This window comes from uncultured Oscillibacter sp. (genome assembly GCF_900546705.1).
In the GTDB taxonomy this organism is placed as follows: domain Bacteria; phylum Bacillota; class Clostridia; order Oscillospirales; family Oscillospiraceae; genus Oscillibacter.
The window spans coordinates 21,193-36,959 of record NZ_URDP01000012.1 but is presented as its reverse complement, the minus strand read 5'-3'; the positions used below and the strand labels follow the sequence as shown (position 1 = coordinate 36,959).

Here is a 15,767-nt window from a genome sequence, read left to right as displayed (position 1 = left end):
GTCGGGTTGTTCCTTTACTTGGTTATCGTATGGTCCCGGCTGCTCAGAGCATGGGCATGCGGGTGTCGTGGTGGCGGGCAAGGGCAGCGGCGCACGCGTCGATGTCGGCGGTGGTGGTCTCCGGGCCGAAGCTCAGACGGATGACGCTGCCGGCGGTCTTTTTGGGCAGCTTCAGCGACGCCACCACATGGCTGGGCTTGCCCTTGTGGCAGGCAGAGCCGGCGGAGATGCAGATGCCCTGGCTGCCCAGGTCGTTGACGATGTTCTGACTGGGCCAGCCCACCATAGCGATGGACAAAATGTGGGGCGCGTCCCCCTGGCCGATCAACTGCACATCCGGCAGCTGGGCAAGCTTTTCACGGGCGTAGTCCCGGATCTCCTCCAAATGGTGGGGGTGCTCCTTCAAAAACGCCTGGCGCAGCTCCACCGCCTTGGCAAAGCCGGCAATCTGGGCGGTGGCCTCCGTGCCGGAGCGCAGTCCGCTCTCCTGACCGCCGCCGGGCAGCAGGGGCCGGGGATTGCGGACCCGCTGGCCGATATACAGCGCACCGATGCCCTTGGGACCGCCGATCTTATGGGCGGAGATGGTGACAAAGTCCGCCCCCAAGGACTTGGGGGTGAACGGGACCTTCATAAAGCCCTGAACAGCGTCGGTGTGCAGCAGCGTCTGGGGATTTTTGGCGGCCAGCCCTTTTGCAATTTCGGTGATGGGGTACACGCAGCCAAGCTCGTTGTTGACCAGCATGCACGAAACCAGGGCCGTATCCGGCCGGACGGCGTCCAGAACGGCCTCGGCGCTGATGCGGCCCGTAGCAGGCTCGGGAGCCACATAAGTGACCTCCCAGCCCTGCTTTTCCATCCAGCGGCAGCTTTCCAGCACGGCGCTGTGCTCCACGGCGGTGGTGACGATGTGTTTGCCCACCCGGCGGTTTTGCCAGCAGCCGGCGGTAATGGCCCAGGCGTCGCCCTCGGTGCCGCAGGAGGTGAAGTACAGCTCTCCGGTCTGGCAGCCCAGGGCCTTTGCCACAATGGCCCGCCACGCCTCTACCTGCTTTTTCATCTCCAGCCCCATGGGATATTGGGAACTGGGATTGCCGAAGCGCTCCGTCAATACCGCATACATCTCGTCCGCCACGGCCCGGGGGACCGGTGTGGTGGCGGCGTGATCCAGATAAACCATAGCAAGGCTCCTTTCATTGGGGGTTGCCCAACGGAGAAAATCAAAGTATAATGAATAAAAAACAGCCTAACCATTATATAAAGAATTCCAGGAAAGTGCAAGGAGATTCCATGAAAGTTGCCTTTTACACCTTGGGGTGCAAAATGAATCAATATGAGACCCAGGCCATGGAGCAGCTGCTGCGCGGCCGGGGCCACCAGGTGGTGGACTTTGCGGACGCGGCGGATGCCTATGTGGTCAATACCTGCTCCGTCACCGCCGTCAGTGACCAGAAGTCCAGGAAAGTGCTTCACCGGGTGCGGCGGGAGCATCCCGGCGCCCTGCTGGCTGTATGCGGGTGTTATCCCCAGACCCACGCCGAGGAGATGCGGACGCTGGATGTGGACCTGATTTCCGGCACCGGCGATCGGGCGGGGTTTCTGGACCTTCTGGAGGAGGCCGCCCGGGAGCGGCGGCTCATCGAGTCCATTGACCGCTCCTTTGACCGGCGCACCTTCGAGGTGCTGCCCGCCGGCGGAATGGACAACCGCACCCGTGCCATGCTGAAGGTGGAGGACGGGTGCGTAAACTTCTGCTCCTACTGCATCATCCCCTACGCCCGGGGGCCGGTGCGCTCGGCACCGCTGGACGTGGCGGTGGACCAGGCCCGGCAGCTGGCACACCAGGGGTACCGGGAGATTGTCATCACCGGCATTGAAATCTCCTCCTGGGGCCAGGATCTCAAGTGCGGCAAGAGCCTCATCGACCTTTTGGAGGCGGTGGCGGCGGCAGTACCCGGCGTGCGGCTGCGGCTGGGCAGTCTGGAGCCCCGCACGGTCACGGAGGAGTTCTGCCGCCGGGCGGCGGCCATCCCCACGCTGTGCCCTCAGTTCCACCTTTCCATGCAGAGCGGCTGCGACGCCACCTTGCAGCGCATGAACCGCAAGTACGATACGGCGCGGTATTTTCAGTCCGTGGAACTTTTGAACCGTCATTTCCACCGCCCTGCCGTCACCACGGATATGATCGTGGGCTTCCCCGGTGAGACGGAGGAGGAGTTTTCCACCACGCTGGACTTTATCCGTAAGTGCGGCTTTGCCCAGATGCACCTGTTCCCCTACTCCATCCGTCCCGGTACGCCGGCGGCCAAGATGGAGCAGGTGAGTCCCCAGGTCAAAGAGGAACGGGCCCGCCGGGCGGCCCAGGTGGCCGCCGGGATGCACCAGGCGTATCTGGAGAGCTGCGTGGGCGAGGTATACCCGGTGCTCTTCGAGCAGCCCAAGGACGGCCGCTATTCCGGACATGCCCCCAACTACATGGAGGTATTGGCCGACGGGGAGAATTTGCACAATGAGGTCCGTTCCGTCCGCATCACCGGCACCGACGGGCGGGTGCTGTTCGGAAAGATCGAGGAGTGAGCCCCTTGAAAAGCCATTTTTTTGCCTACATTTTTCGTATGCGTTTTATCCAGCGCTGGGCGCTCATGCGCAACACCGCGCCGGAGAACGTTCAGGAGCACAGCCATCAGGTGGCGGTGCTGGCCCATGCCCTGGCGGTGATCCGCAATGAGCGTTTCGGCGGCAGCGTGGACGCCGGGGCCGTGGCGGTGGCGGCGCTCTACCACGACGCCGGCGAGATTTTTACCGGCGATATGCCAACGCCCATCAAGTATATGAACCCCGCCATCCGCACGGCCTATAAGGACGTGGAGGCGGTGGCGGCCCGGCGGCTTTTGGACATGGTGCCGCCGCAGCTGCAGGCGGCCTATGCGCCTGTGCTGGAAGTGCGCGACGGCGAGACGGCGGCACTGGTGAAGGCGGCGGACAAGCTGTCGGCGTACATCAAGTGCCTGGAGGAGCTCAAGGCGGGCAACGGGGAGTTCCGCCAGGCGGCGGAGCAGACCCGCGCGGCCCTGGAGAGCTACGGTCTGCCGGAAGTGCAGTATTTTATGGACACATTCCTGGACAGTTTCTCTCTGACGCTGGACCAGCTGAAGTGACCTGGGGAGGAGAGAGATATGGAATCGCAGTTTGAAAAATTATTGGAGACCCGGGCGGCATTGGAGTGCGCTCTGGTGTATCTGGCGGCCCAGAAGGCCGTGGCGGCGGACGGCGACAAGCTGCGCCAGCCCCTCAGCTACGCCATTGCCCGGGATGTGGACTATCAGCTGGAACGGGACTTTGACTTTCACCTGGCGGTAGCGGATATTGCAGACAACGAGTACCTGCGCCGCAGCCTCCAGAGTCTGATGGTACAGATCACCGAGTACCTCAGCCGCAACCGGGCCCTGCTGCCGGAGGTGGATGACCAGTCCGCCAGCCAGCACTGGAACATCATGGTGGCCATCCTTGCCAACGAGCCGGAGCGGGCCGAGCAGATCATGCGCTCCCACATGCAGTACGTGACCAGGCTCTACACCCGGGAGCTGAACCGGGGACATTTGTAAAGAAAAAAGCAGCCTCCCATTTTCAAATGGGAGGCTGCTTTTTTGTTCAGGCGCTTTTCCGGCTGAATATGTGCAGGCACAGGCCTACGACAAGTCCCAGACAGGCGGGGATGACCCATCCCATGCCCAGGGAGAAGAAGGGCAGTACCCGGGCGGCAGGTTCCAGGATCATCTGGGTGTGGAGCAGTTCCTGGGCACCTGCGGGCAGGGAGCGGAGAAAATCCAGCGCGGCGGCCAGGGCGGTGGGTACCGTTACGGCCACGAACACCCGCCGGTCATAGCCGAACCACCGGCCGGTAAGGCCCAGCAGCGTCAGGGTGATGGTCAGGGGATAGAGGAACATCAACACCGGCAATGACAAGAGAATGATCTGACTGAGTCCGAAGTTGGCCACAGCGAAGGAGAACACGCAGAAAATCACTGCGTAGGTCCTGTAGCTCAGGGAGCGGGGGAACAGCTCTTCAAAGGTGGCGGCGCAGGAGGTGATGAGGCCGATGGCCGTTTTCAGGCAGGCCACGGTAACGGTGATGCCCAGCAGCACGCCGCCCAGAGTGCCGAAGTAGTGGGTGGCGATCCGATAGAGGGCTTCGCCGCCGTCAGCGCAGATGCCGTATACTGCCCGGGACTGGGCGCCCACCACTGCCAGCATCACATAGATGCCCGCCATAAGCACGGAGCTGAAAAATCCCGCCTTGACCGTGCTGACGGAGATGGCACCCGGGGACTGGACGCCGAGCCCGCGGATGGCTGTGATGAGCACGATGCCGAAAGCCAGGGCCGCCGGGGCGTCCATGGTGTTGTAGCCGTCCAGAAAACCCTGGAAAAAACTGGTTGTCGCGTAGGCGCCGGTGGGCTCCGAGGCGCCCACGGCACTCATGGGCTGGACCAGGGCGGTGACGGTGAGAATGGCCAGAAACACCAGAAACAGCGGGTTGAGGATCTTTCCCACCCAGGTGAGAATGCCGGAGGGACGCAGGGAGAAGTACAGCACAATCAAAAAGAACAGCGCCGAGAAGATGCACAGGGCGATCTGCGTGTGCTCCTGGGGCAGCAGGGGCTGGATGCCCACGGAGAAAGAGACTGTGGCCGTGCGGGGAATGGCAAACAGAGGCCCTATGGTCAGATACAGCAGGCAGGTGAAAAAGTAGCTGTATTTGCGGCCCACCAGGGAGCTGAGCTCAAAAAGACCGTCGCTGCGGGAAGCACCCAGAGCCGCGATGCCCAAAAGCGGCAGTCCTACGCCGGTGAGGCAGAATCCGGCGGCGGCAGCCCATACGGCGGAGCCGGACTGCTGTCCCATGTGGACGGGGAAGATCAGGTTGCCGGCCCCGAAAAACAGGCCGAAGAGCATGGAGGAAAGGAAGAGATATTCCTTTCCCGTGAGTTTTCTGTCCATGTTGGTCTCCTCTCAAAATTCTTTAGTTCAGGCTGTCGCCTTTCTGAGTGAAAAGCCGCGTCACCTGCTCTGCTGTGGCGGGACAGGTGGAAAGGGTGGGGTCCCGGGAGAGCAGTTCCTCCGCGGCGGCCTGAGCCTGCCGCAGAAGCTGGGTGTCGCAGCCCAAGTCGGCTACCTTCAGTCCCGGCAGTCCGTGCTGGCGCTGGCCGAAGAAGTCGCCGGGGCCCCGCAGCCGCAGATCCTCCTCGGCGATGCGGAAGCCGTCGTTGGTCTTTGTCATGACCTTGAGACGCTGGCGGGTTTCCTCGTGTTTGTTGTCCGAGATCAAAATACAGTAGGACTGGTGACTGCCCCGTCCGACCCGGCCCCTCAGCTGGTGGAGCTGGCTGAGGCCGAAGCGATCCGCGTTTTCCACCACCATGACGGAGGCGTTGGGCACGTCCACGCCCACTTCGATGACGGTGGTGGATACCAGAATGTCCGCTTCGCCGGCGGAAAAGGCCGCCATGACCGCCTCCTTTTCCCGGGGCTTCATCTTCCCGTGGACCACCGCCACGCGCAGGTCCGGGAATACCTCCTGCCGCAGTTTTTGGGCGTAGGCGGTGACGGCCTTGCGCTCGTCGCCCGGCTGGTCTGCTTCCTCCACCATGGGGCAGACGATGTAGGCCTGCCGTCCCTCGTCTACCTGCTTGTGCAAAAAGGCGTAGATCCGGGGACGGTAGCTGCCGGGTACGGAGAAGGTCTCCACGGCCTTGCGGCCGGGGGGCAGCTGGTCGATGACGGATACATCCAGGTCGCCGTACAGGATCAGTGCCAGCGTTCTTGGAATGGGGGTGGCGGACATGACCAGCGTGTGGGGATGGGTGCCCTTGGCAGCCAGGGAGGCCCGCTGGGCTACGCCGAAGCGGTGCTGCTCGTCGGTGACCACCAGCCCCAGGTCGGAAAACTCCACCCCCTGGGACAAGAGCGCGTGGGTGCCGATTACAAAGCCGATCTCCCCGGCGGCCAGCTGGGCGCCGACGGAGCGCTTTATTTTGGCGGAGGTGGAGCCGGTCAGCAGCGCGCAGCGGACGCCCAGTCCCTCCAGCAGGGGGGCCAAATTTTCGTAGTGCTGCTGGGCCAGGATCTCCGTGGGGGCCATCAGCGCCGCCTGACGGCCGCCCTTGACCATGAAATAGGCGCAGGCGGCGGCCACCATGGTCTTGCCGGAGCCCACGTCGCCCTGACACAGCCGGTTCATGGGCCGGCCGGAGCGCATGTCTGAAAGAGCCTCGTCCACACAGCGGCGCTGGGCGTCGGTAAGGGTGAAGGGAAGGGCGGCATAAAAAGGAGCCATGTCCACATCACGGCAGGGAGCTACCTCCGCCACCTCCCGCCGGCTGCGGAGCCGGGCCAGGCCTAATGAGAAGAGGAACAGCTCCTCAAAGGCCAGCCGTCTGCGGGCCAGCTCCAGTGCCTCCGGCGAGGCGGGAAAGTGGATGTTCTCATAGGCAAAGCCGATGCGGCACAGCTGGTGGGACTGCCGCACGTCATCAGGCAGGGCGTCGGGCAAAATAGAGGTGCACGCGTCCAGCCCCTGGCGGATGGACCGGGAGAGCATCAGCTGACTGACCCCAGCGGTCAGGGGATAGATGGGGACGATGCGTCCGGTCTGCTCCCGGCGACCCACCGGCTCCACCACCGGGGAGGCCATTTGCTTGCGCAGCAGGTTTCCCTCAGCCCGGCCGTAAAAAAGATATGTCTCGCCTTGGCGGAGGCTGTCTTTAAGCCAAGTCTGATTGAAAAAGGTCACGTCCAGCACGCCGCTTTCATCCACCGCCCGGACCTTGATGAGGTCCATCCCCTTGCGGATGTGGGACAGCGTGGGCGGCGCGGCCACCATGGCCTCCACGCAGGCGCTCTCTCCCGCCTCCAGATCGGCAATGCGGCGGACGGCGCTGCGGTCCTCATAGCGTCGGGGGAACCAGGAGATCAGGTCGCCCAAGGTGGAAATGCCCAGTTTGGCGAGGCTCTTGGCCCGCGCCGGTCCGATGCCGTGGATATACTGTACGCTGGTGTCCAGATCCGCCATAGGGGTCCTCCTCTCCCAAGTGAGTAGATTTTTATTATATAATAAAATTTTCAGAAAGACAACGTGTCTTTTCCGGACGGACACAGACACGGTACAGCCCAATTTTGTAACGAATGGGGACGATGTGCGTCCCTTGGATGAGGGAGGTGAGCGGGTGGAGGATTTTGAGGCGGTGTACCGCCAATACTTTGCGGACGTATACCGCTATGTGCTGGCGCTGAGCCGGGATGTCCATACGGCGGAGGAGGTGACCCAGGAGACGTTTTTCAAGGCGCTGACTGCCATTGACAGTTTCCGGGGACAGTGCCCCCTGCGGCTGTGGCTGTGCCGCATCGCCCGCAACCAGTACCTGACGCTGTGCCGGGAGCGGGCCAAATATTCGCAGGACGATGCGGAGCGGGGAGACGGCGGCATTGAAGAGGGGTTTGCCCGGCAGGAGACGGCCCGGCAGCTGCACCGGCTGCTCCACGGTTTGCCGGAGCCTTACAAAGAGGTGTTTTCCCTGCGGACGTTCGGAGAGCTGCCATTTTCCCAGATCGGGGAATTGTTCGGCAAGACGGAGAGCTGGGCGCGGGTGACGTATTTCCGGGCCCGGGCAAAATTGAAGGAGGGATTGGATGGACTGTGAGATCATACGGGATCTGCTGCCCCTTTATCACGACGGGGCCTGCTCTCAGGCTAGCCGGGCGGCGGTGGAGGAGCATCTGAAAACGTGCCCGGCTTGCCGGGCGGAACTGAGCGCCATGGACGCGCCCTTGCCGGAGGCGGAGCCGCTTGTCCCCGACGAGGCATCGCCGGTGCGGGCCATTTCCCGGGAGTGGAAAAAGGACCGGCGCCGGTCGTGGTGGAAAGGGGCGCTCATCGCAGCGGCGGTGTGCGCGGCGCTGGCGGCAGCCGGGTGGTTTCTGACCGACTGGACGGTGATCCCCATGACCGGGGAGGAGTATACGGTACAGGCATACCGGCTGCAAAGCGGGGCTGTCGGTGTGGAGTGGACGTATGAAGAGGGAGAAAAACTCTGGACCTGCCTGACCTGGAAGGTGCAGGAGGATGGCCTCCACTATTATTTGAAGCGCACCATCCTTCGGACGGAGCTGCTGAATCTCGATAACAAGAGCTATCGCACGGGAGGCGCTGCCCTGTTCAGTGACTTTTCCAACACAAGCCAGGGACAGGAGGCAGTGTATTTTGGACTTGGTGAGGATGCCGTCCTGCTTTGGCGGGAGGGAGAGACCGTGGCGCTGGACCAGGCTACTGAGGCGCAGGAGGCTGCGTGGGCGCCGGCGCAGCAGCCGCCCCGGGAGGCCTCTCGGACGCCGTAAGATCGAATCTAAAAGAAGCCCGCCGGCATTGCCGGCGGGCTTTTCTAATCTATATATTAAATCTTTCGGTTAATATAATCTACAAATCGGAAGGTGAGACCGTTTTCCGTAATGGGTTCACTCTCGTGCTCCACTTCCCAGCCGGGCAGCTTGTCCAGGTTGGGGAAGAAGGTGTCGGCCCCCTCGGCCTGGGCGTCCACCCGGGTGAGATACACCCGCTTGCAGCGGGAGAGCAGCGCCGTATAGACGCTGCCGCCGCCAATGACCCACAGCTGATCCGGGGAGATCTCCCCGGCGGCGTCCACGGCCTCTGCCAGGCTGGACACCACGGCGGCTCCCTCGATGGTCAGGCCCTTCTGGTGGGTGATGACGATGTTTTTTCGTCCGGGCAGGGGGCGGCCGCCGGGGAAGGACTCCAGAGTCTTGCGGCCCAGGATTACAGCACCGCCCATGGTCAGAGAGCGGAAGCGCTTCATGTCCGTAGGCAGGGAAAAGAGCAATCCGCCGTCCCGGCCAATGGCCCAGTTGCGGTCTGCGACAACAATGGCGTTCATGGCAAAACCTCCTCAGATGGCAATGGGAATCTTCTCGTCGAAGGGGGCGGGGGTGTAGCCCTCCAGGGAGAAGCTCTCGGGTGTGAACGCGTAGAAATCCCGGATGGAATCATCCATGGAGAAGCGGGGCGCCGGCGTGGGGGTCTGGGTGAGCATTTTTTCCACAATGGGCACGTGCCGGTCGTAAATGTGGGCGTCGGCAATGACGTGCACCAGCTCACCGGGAACCAGGCCGGAGACCTGGGCGAACATGTGGACCAAAATGGCGTACTGGACCACGTTCCAGTTGTTGGCGGCCAGCATGTCCTGACTGCGCTGGTTCAAAATGGCGTTGAGGACGTTGCCGGAGACGTTGAACGTCATGGAATAGGCGCAGGGATACAAGTGCATCTCGTGGAGATCCTGAAAATTATAGAGGTTGGTCATGATGCGCCGGGAGGCCGGATTGTGGGAAAGGTCGTAGAGCACCCGGTCCACCTGGTCCATGTCCCCTTCCGGATAGTGATGCTTGACGGAGAGCTGGTAGCCGTAGGCCTTGCCGATGGAGCCTGTCTCGTCCGCCCACTGGTCCCAGATGTGGGCGTCCAGATCGTGGATGTTGTTGGACTTTTTCTGCCAGATCCACAAAAGCTCTTTCAGGGCCGTTTTCCAGTAGGTGCGGCGGATGGTGAGGATGGGGAACTCGGATTGCAGGTCGTAGCGGTTGACGATGCCGAATTTTTTGATGGTGTGGGCGGGGGTGCCGTCGGCCCACCGGGGGCGGACTTCCCGGTCGGTGTCCCAGACGCCGTGGTCGAGGATGTCGCGGCAGTTCTGGATAAAGAGCGTATCGGCAAGGCTCATGAAGAGAACCTCCTTCGTTTTTCATTTCTCCTAAGTATAGCAAATTTTTCAAAAGGTGTATACAAAAAGTTTTGTGGTGCCCACGGAGGTTTTTACGAAAGAAAGAGAGAAATATTTGTATGGTTTGTGTGAAATTCCGGTTGAGAAATTGTAAAATGTGCGGTAAGATAAAGCCCGTTCGTGAAAGGGGGAGTGCTTTGTGCCGGATCAGAGCGAGGCGGGAAAGCGCGGGTATCTCCATGAGGACTTCCGCCTGTTCCATCTGAAGGATACCCGGGCCCAGAAGCTGGACTACCACTACCATGAGTTCGACAAGCTGATTTTATTGCTGGGCGGCAAGGTGTCCTACGTGGTGGAAGGCGTCACCTATTTCCTGCGCCCCTGGGACGTGCTGCTGGTGCAGCACAATATGATCCACCGGCCCATCATTGACCCGGCGGAGCCCTATGAGCGGGTGGTGGTCTGGCTGGGACGGGACTGGCTGCGCAGCCGCAGTGACCCTGGCGAGGGGCTGGACACCTGCTTTGAAACGGCCCGCCAGCGGGGGTTCCACCTGCTGCGCTTCGGCGCGGAGCGACGGCTGCACTATATGCAGCTTTTTCAGCAGCTGGAGCAGTCCCTCCACTCCGGGGAGTTCGGCGCGTCCAGAATGGCCGACACCTTGTGTCAGCAGCTGCTCATCTCGGTGAACCGGGATATCCTGCGGGACCGCACCGCCCAGGAGCAGCGGGACAGCTACCGGGTGGACCCGAAGATGGACGAGATACTGCACTACATTGCCGAGCACCTGACGGAGGAGCTGACGGTGGACACCCTGGCAGGGCGGTTCTACCTGAGCCGGTATTACCTGATGCACCGGTTCAAGGCAGTCACCGGCTACACGGTCCATCAGTATATCAGCCAGAAGCGGCTGCTGCGGGCGGGAGAGCTGATCCGGGGCGGAATGCCGGTGATGAAGGCGGCGGAGCAGGCGGGCTTTTCCGAGTACTCCACGTTCCTGCGGGCCTTCCAGAATACCTTTCACATGAGTCCCCGGGAGTTCCGGTGACAGGCGGACCGATTTTCATACGAGAGAAGCGAGCAAATGGAAGAAAAACGATTGACAGTGGAATTCAGCAAGGAGGATCTGCATCGCCTGATCGTCCCGCTGGTCATCGAGCAGCTCCTGGCCATTACGGTGGGCCTGTGCGACTCGGTGATGGTGTCCCAGGTAGGCGAGGCGGCTATCTCCGCCGTGTCCCTGGTGGACACGGTGAACGTCCTTTTGGTAAACGCCTTTTCCGCCCTGGCTACCGGCGGCGCCGTAATTGCCGGGCAGTATCTGGGGCGGCGGGAGCAGGCCAAGGCGGGACACGCCGGTGAGCAGCTGCTGCTCTTTATGACCGAGGTGTCCCTGGCGGTGATGGTGCTCTTCTACCTGTGCAAGGGCTTTGTACTGGGCGTGGTGTTCGGCCAGGTGGAGCCGGACGTGGCCGCCTACGCCAACACCTATTACATGATCGTAGAGGCATCCATTCCGTTTTTGGCAGTCTACAATGCCGGCGCGGCGCTGTTCCGGGTCATGGGCAACTCCAAGATCTCCATGTGGGTTTCCCTGGGCATGAACCTGGTCAACGTGGTGGGCAACAGCATCCTGATCTTCGGACTGCACCGGGGTGTGGAGGGCGTGGCCATTCCCACCACGGTGTCCCGGATGGTGGCTGCGGCGGCCATGCTGATTCTGCTGCGGCGGAAGGATCTGCCCCTGCAGGTGGAGAGGATCTCCCTGAAACATGACCGGTATGTGGTCAAGAACATCCTGCGTTTCGGCGTACCCAACGGGCTGGAGAGCGGCATGTTCCAGCTGGGCAAGATATTGCTCCTTTCCACGGTGTCCGTTCTGGGCACCGCCTCCGTGGCGGCCAATGCCATCGGCAACACGGTGACCACGTTCCAGTGCGTGCCCGGCAACGCCCTGGGCCTTGCCATGGTGACGGTGGTGTCCCGGTGCATGGGGGCGGGCAGCTATGAGCGGGCCCGGTACTACACGAAGAAGCTGCTGGCCCGGACCTACATCTATATGGCCGGGACCATCACACTGGTGCTGGCAGTGCTGCCGCTGATTTTGAAGCTGTACAGCGTCTCTCCGGAGGCCACGGACTATGCACGCACGGTGATCTGGATGCACGGAATCGTGGGCGCACTGCTCTGGCCTGCGGCCTTCACGCTGCCCCAGGCCCTCCGTGCCGCCGGCGACACCCGGTTTACGCTGCTGGTGTCCAGCGTGTCCATGTGGACCATGCGGGTGGGCTTCGGCATTCTGCTGGGCCGTTACTGGGGGTTCGGCGTGGTCGGCATCTGGATGGCCATGTTCATCGACTGGCTGGTGCGGGTACTGTTTTTCGTACCCCGCTTCCGGGGCCACAGGTGGGAGTCCATGGGACTTCAGGACTGATTCCATACAGCAAAACGTGCCCTGCGGAACTTCCGCAGGGCACGTTCTTTTTCATGATTCGCCGGGTTTTACCTGGAAGGAGAGCCGGTATTTCCGGGGCGGCATCCCTACAAATTTGGAAAATTGCAGGTCAAAGTAGTTCTGGGTGTCATAGCCCACCATCTCGGCGATGCGGGAGATGGGCAGGTCTGTGGAGATGAGCAGGTTCTGGGCCTCTCCGATCCGGCGGCGGAGCAGGTACTGCCGGGGAGCGATGCCGCAGGACTCCTTGAAGGCGTGGGCCAGGTAGTAGGGACTGGCATGGAGGGCCTGGCCGATCTGCTGTAAGGTCAGCGGCTCGGTGTAGTGGGCGTCGATATAGTCCTTGACCCGCAGGCCCAGGGCGCTTTGCTCCGTCTCCACGCTCTGGCGGTGGGGCACCGTCCCCGTCAGATAGAGAATGCGTCCCAGCAGCGACAGCAGCAGGTGGTGACAGAAGGCCTCGCAGCCTGGCGCGTCGGCGGACAGATAGCGGTACATCATGTCGTAAAGCGTCCAAAGATCCTCGCACTCCGCCCCCACGTGGTACACGGCGGGGGCATCGTCGGGGATCATGGCCCCCGGCCGCAGTCCCGGCAGATGCAGCCCGCTGAAGGCGGCGCAGCAGCTGTCGATGGCGCTGTCGGCGGCGGGGGAGAGCTCGTCGTGGACGACCCCGCTGTTGAACAGCAGCAGATCTCCGCTGTGCACATCGTAGGTCTGCTCACCGATGAGGAAGCGGGCATTGCCGCTGCGGATGAGCATGGCCTCCGTAAAGTCCGGATGGGCGTGGAGCAGGCGGGGACGGGCCTGGTCAAAGGGCTCCCGGCGGCTGATATACAACAGCCTGGGCATGTTTTCCGGTGTGAACACCGGCTGGAAGTCCCGTTTGACAAAGCATTGTACTTGTAGATCCGGCATGGTGCATCTCCTTTTCTGGGGAAAATCAGCGGCCACCGCAAGATTTTATAAAATGGGAAAGACTGCCGACCGGCTGTGGCCGGACAGAGATCGGCTTTCCGGGGCAAAAAGAATGCTGGATGTTATTTTACACAAAAAACACAGCAACTTTTTGACGAATTGAGCAGGTAAACGATTTTTTGCAAGTTGGCAAGAACCTCAATGTCTTTCCCAAGCGGCTGTGGTATCATACAGACAACATCAAGGAAGAAGGAGGTGCCCGATATGCTGTACGCGATTGTTTCTCTGGTCGTACTGGGTGGCGCCATGGCTGTCAACAGATAATGGATCTGTTGCCAGCCTAAAAAGCTGAATGATTCAAGGAGGCTCTCTCAGAGAGCCTCCTTTTTCTTTTTACCGGGCAGCCAGACGCAAAATGGCCTCCATCTCGTCGGGGCCGATTTTCACGAAGCCGCCGAAGGGGAAGCCGTTCGGCTTTTCGGCCCGGTGGGCCACCATGGCGGGAATGTCCTTGGGGTCGGCGCCGATTTCGGCAAAGGTGGTGGGCATGCCCAAAGAGCGGAAGAAGGACCGCAGATGCTCCACACCCTCCCGGGCGGTGCGCTCCGGGCAGGCATAGTCCATCTCGCAGCCGAACACGCGCTGGGCGAACTGGGCAAAGCGCATGGGATTGTGGGGCAGCACGTACTCCATCCAGGCGGGCATCACCACTGCAAGGCCGGCACCGTGGGCGCAGTCGTAGAAGGCGGAGAGCTCATGCTCCATCTGATGGCTGGCCCAGTCCTGGTCCCGGCCCACGCCGCAGGAGTTGTTGTGGGCCAGCATACCGGTCCACATGAGATCGGCCCGGGCGGCGTAGTCATCCGGGTTGGCGATGGCCCGGGGCGCGGCGTCCACCACCGTGCGCATAAGGGCCTCGCACAGGCGGTCCGTCAGTGCCACGTCGGCGGTGTTGGTGAAATAGCGCTCACAGATGTGGGCCAGCATGTCCACGGCGCCGCTGGCGGTCTGATAGGCGGGCAGGGAGCAGGTGTAGCGGGGATTGAGGATGGAGAACTTGGGACGGATGGCATCGCTCTTGGGGCAGCCCCACTTGAGGTTGCCTGCCTCCTGGGTGATGACGCAGCTGTCGCTGCCCTCGCTGCCGGCGGCGGAGATGGTCAGCACGGTGCCCACGGGGAGCGTGGTGGTGATGGGCGTCTTGCCGGTGAAGAAGTCCCAGAAGTCCCCGTCGTAGCCGGCGCCCATGCCGATGGCCTTGGCGGTGTCGATGACAGAGCCGCCGCCCAGGGCCAGCAGGAAGTCCGCACCCTCCTTCCGGCAAAGGTCGATGCCCTCGTACACCTTGCCGCTGCGGGGGTTGGCGTGGACGCCGGAGAGCTCCACATAGGGCAGCCCCGCCTGGGTCAGGGAGGCGGTGACGGCGTCGTAGGCACCGTTGCGCTTGACGGAGCCGCCGCCGTAGACCAGCAGTACCTTCGTGCCGCCGAAGCGGCGCACCAGCTCGCCGGTCTTTTTCTCTTCTCCGTCGCCGAAGGCGAAGAGGGTGGGTGCGTAGAATGTAAAGTTATTCATGGGGAGATGCTTCCTTTCCTAAAAAATCGTATAGACAAGTGCCTCAATAGCCCCGCTTCCGGTCCACCAGATGGGCAAGGGGCTCTCCGGCGGCATAACGGGCCAGATTTTCGCAGAACATATCCACGGTCATGTCGCAGGTGTAGCCCAGGGACATATTGCCGGCCACATGGGGGGTGAGCACCAGATTTTTGGCACTCCACAGGGGATGATCCTCCGGCAGGGGCTCGGGCACCATCACGTCCAGGGCGGCGCCGGCGATGCGCTCGGAGTTGAGGGCCTCCACCAAGGCATCCTGGTCGATGGCACTGCCCCGGCCCACGTTGATGACGAAGGCATCCCGGGGCAGCAGGTCCAGCCGCGCACGGGAGAGAATGCCCGCCGTCTCCGGCGTACCGGGCAGGGACATGACCAGCACATGGGCGTCGGGCAGCACCGTGTCCAGATCGGAGATGGGCACCACCCGGTCATAGACCTCATCCGGGCAGCGTCCGGAGCGGTTGACGCCGGTAATGGATGCGGCACCCAGGGCACGGAGCTTGCGGGCGAAGGTGGTGCCGATGTCTCCGGTGCCCAGCAGGGTGAAGTCGCTTCCCCGGATGGAGCGCACATGCAGCTGGTTGGACCAGCCCCGGCGCTGCACCACCTGGGCGTACTCGGGCATCCGCCGCATGAGCATGAGGGTCACCATGATGAGATGCTCGGAGATGGTGACGCCGTAGGCCCCGGCGGAGTTGGTAAGCATGCAGTCGGGATTGGCAAAGATGCCGTCATTTTTGCAGTAGGGGTCCGCTCCGGCGAAGGAGCAGCAGTACCACTGCAGTGAGGCGGGCGCCGCCCGCAGAAGCTCGGGGGAGTGGGCGAAGAGCACCTCGCAGTGCTGCAAACATTCCCGGGCCTCATCAAACTGATCCAGGGTGAAAAAGTGGGGCACGAAGCCGGCCTTTTCTGCCGCGGACCGGATCTGGGATTTGTGGGCATCGGTCAGGTACTCCTGATAGATGCAGATATCGCGGGACATAAGAAAA

At 62.2% G+C, this 15,767-nt stretch carries 15 protein-coding genes; 7 read left to right on the top strand and 8 right to left on the bottom strand.

What is annotated here, in order from left to right; genetic code table 11:
* Nucleotides 1-43: 43 nt before the first annotated feature.
* On the bottom strand, nt 44-1,180 hold the full coding sequence (locus QZS13_RS04270) for a cysteine desulfurase family protein (protein WP_295585914.1): 1,137 nt from the start codon (nt 1,178-1,180) through the stop codon (nt 44-46).
* Between the two features lie 110 nt (nt 1,181-1,290).
* On the opposite strand from QZS13_RS04270, the gene mtaB reads away from it, so the two are divergent.
* From mtaB to QZS13_RS04255, 3 genes are read left to right on the top strand one after another with little or no spacing between them, the layout of a single operon-like run.
* Nucleotides 1,291-2,577 carry a tRNA (N(6)-L-threonylcarbamoyladenosine(37)-C(2))-methylthiotransferase MtaB gene (gene mtaB, locus QZS13_RS04265; RefSeq protein ID WP_295585911.1) on the top strand — a complete coding sequence of 429 codons (1,287 nt, stop codon included), beginning with the start codon at nt 1,291-1,293 and terminating at the stop codon, nt 2,575-2,577.
* 5 nt (nt 2,578-2,582) lie between these two features.
* Nucleotides 2,583-3,158, top strand: a complete 576-nt coding sequence (gene yfbR, locus QZS13_RS04260; RefSeq protein WP_295585909.1) for a 5'-deoxynucleotidase — start codon at nt 2,583-2,585, stop codon at nt 3,156-3,158.
* Nucleotides 3,159-3,176: 18 nt separating this feature from the next.
* Nucleotides 3,177-3,605: a FadR/GntR family transcriptional regulator gene (locus QZS13_RS04255; RefSeq protein WP_295585906.1), complete on the top strand. Its 429-nt coding sequence runs from the start codon at nt 3,177-3,179 to the stop codon at nt 3,603-3,605.
* A gap of 46 nt (nt 3,606-3,651) precedes the next feature.
* On the opposite strand, the gene brnQ is transcribed toward QZS13_RS04255, so the two are convergent.
* Nucleotides 3,652-5,001, bottom strand: a complete 1,350-nt coding sequence (gene brnQ, locus QZS13_RS04250) for a branched-chain amino acid transport system II carrier protein (protein ID WP_295585904.1) — start codon at nt 4,999-5,001, stop codon at nt 3,652-3,654.
* A gap of 22 nt (nt 5,002-5,023) precedes the next feature.
* Nucleotides 5,024-7,072: an ATP-dependent DNA helicase RecG gene (gene recG, locus QZS13_RS04245; protein ID WP_295585901.1), complete on the bottom strand. Its 2,049-nt coding sequence runs from the start codon at nt 7,070-7,072 to the stop codon at nt 5,024-5,026.
* Nucleotides 7,073-7,226: 154 nt separating this feature from the next.
* Here recG and QZS13_RS04240 point away from each other — a divergent pair, with 154 nt between their 5' ends.
* Entirely contained in the window at nt 7,227-7,700 is a 474-nt protein-coding gene (locus tag QZS13_RS04240; RefSeq protein WP_295585898.1) for an RNA polymerase sigma factor, read from the top strand.
* A complete protein-coding gene (locus QZS13_RS04235; RefSeq protein WP_295585895.1) occupies nt 7,690-8,394 on the top strand; it encodes a zf-HC2 domain-containing protein in 705 nt (234 codons plus the stop codon). The genes QZS13_RS04240 and QZS13_RS04235 overlap by 11 nt, the downstream gene beginning before the upstream one ends.
* Before the next feature lie 56 nt (nt 8,395-8,450).
* On the opposite strand, the gene QZS13_RS04230 is transcribed toward QZS13_RS04235, so the two are convergent.
* Together QZS13_RS04230 and thyA are read right to left on the bottom strand one after the other, a co-directional pair.
* Nucleotides 8,451-8,948 carry a dihydrofolate reductase gene (locus tag QZS13_RS04230; protein WP_295585892.1) on the bottom strand — a complete coding sequence of 166 codons (498 nt, stop codon included), beginning with the start codon at nt 8,946-8,948 and terminating at the stop codon, nt 8,451-8,453.
* Between the two features lie 12 nt (nt 8,949-8,960).
* The gene (gene thyA / locus QZS13_RS04225; protein WP_295585889.1) at nt 8,961-9,791 is read right to left on the bottom strand and encodes a thymidylate synthase; all 831 of its coding nucleotides are present in this window, start codon (nt 9,789-9,791) and stop codon (nt 8,961-8,963) included.
* 199 nt (nt 9,792-9,990) lie between these two features.
* On the opposite strand from thyA, the gene QZS13_RS04220 reads away from it, so the two are divergent.
* Entirely contained in the window at nt 9,991-10,839 is an 849-nt protein-coding gene (locus tag QZS13_RS04220; RefSeq protein ID WP_295585887.1) for an AraC family transcriptional regulator, read from the top strand.
* A gap of 36 nt (nt 10,840-10,875) precedes the next feature.
* Nucleotides 10,876-12,225: an MATE family efflux transporter gene (locus tag QZS13_RS04215; protein ID WP_295585884.1), complete on the top strand. Its 1,350-nt coding sequence runs from the start codon at nt 10,876-10,878 to the stop codon at nt 12,223-12,225.
* Nucleotides 12,226-12,276: 51 nt separating this feature from the next.
* On the opposite strand, the gene QZS13_RS04210 is transcribed toward QZS13_RS04215, so the two are convergent.
* From QZS13_RS04210 to QZS13_RS04200, 3 genes are all read right to left on the bottom strand, one after another.
* Nucleotides 12,277-13,164 carry an AraC family transcriptional regulator gene (locus tag QZS13_RS04210; protein WP_295585881.1) on the bottom strand — a complete coding sequence of 296 codons (888 nt, stop codon included), beginning with the start codon at nt 13,162-13,164 and terminating at the stop codon, nt 12,277-12,279.
* A 393-nt stretch (nt 13,165-13,557) separates the two neighbouring features.
* Complete coding sequence (locus QZS13_RS04205; RefSeq protein ID WP_295585877.1) at nt 13,558-14,739, bottom strand: iron-containing alcohol dehydrogenase; 1,182 nt, start codon at nt 14,737-14,739, stop codon at nt 13,558-13,560.
* A 43-nt stretch (nt 14,740-14,782) separates the two neighbouring features.
* Nucleotides 14,783-15,760, bottom strand: coding sequence for a D-2-hydroxyacid dehydrogenase (locus QZS13_RS04200; protein ID WP_295585874.1), 978 nt, complete (start codon nt 15,758-15,760; stop codon nt 14,783-14,785).
* Nucleotides 15,761-15,767 lie beyond the last annotated feature (7 nt).